The sequence below is a fragment of the Rubritalea tangerina genome (assembly GCF_042683245.1).
In the GTDB taxonomy this organism is placed as follows: Bacteria; Verrucomicrobiota; Verrucomicrobiia; order Verrucomicrobiales; family Akkermansiaceae; genus Rubritalea; species Rubritalea tangerina.
The window spans coordinates 1-677 of record NZ_JBHUJB010000057.1 but is presented as its reverse complement, the minus strand read 5'-3'; the positions used below and the strand labels follow the sequence as shown (position 1 = coordinate 677).

General features: G+C 39.1%; 1 protein-coding gene. It reads right to left on the bottom strand.

Annotation, left to right across the window (positions count from 1 at the left end; translation table 11 throughout):
* Positions 1-61 precede the first annotated feature (61 nt).
* Positions 62-625 carry a DUF262 domain-containing protein gene (locus tag ACFSW8_RS13420; protein ID WP_377178489.1) on the bottom strand — a complete coding sequence of 188 codons (564 nt, stop codon included), beginning with the start codon at positions 623-625 and terminating at the stop codon, positions 62-64.
* Positions 626-677: the final 52 nt, after the last annotated feature.

Below are 677 nucleotides of genomic sequence, written 5' to 3'. Positions count from 1 at the left end.
AAGTCGCCTAACTAACCTACCAATAATTTAGACACTCCCTGACCGAAATCCGTGGGGAAGCTCATCTTGTCCAAAAAATATTACGAGTATCAACTCCGTAAGGTAGACCACAATTACTTAAGCTAATCTCTTTCATCTTAGATAAATCTAAGATAGATGAATGAGAGCTATCACCTCTGACATAGACCGCACATTTGTTAACGAGACTTGCGAAAGGGCTTAGGCAGCCAGCTTGCCTTACTTCATGAAGTGATAAGGTTTTACCTGCAGTATTGATACGTCTAAATGTTTCATCAACTTCTTCTTGCTGATTAGGTGCACAAGTTGAAAAAGGTATCGTATAATCGAGCATCTTGATACATAGGTCTTTTTCTAGTGTGGGTTTTTTTTGTTCTACTTTACCTTCATCGACCAAAATCTTGGTTTGTGCTACAGTAGACAAATCAAAATATTTCCCTCCAACATGAAACTCGCCTTCAATAAAGGTAACAATCGCATTGAGGCGTTGTAGACCATCAAGAATTTCAACAGCACCTTCGGATTTTTCCTGTAATGACTTAGTCGTGATAATCATAGGTATGGGGAAACCTTTGAGTATTGAGTCTATCAATTTGAGCTTCCCCACGGATTTCGGTCAGGGAGTGTCTAAATTATTGGTAGGTTAGTTAGGCGACTTT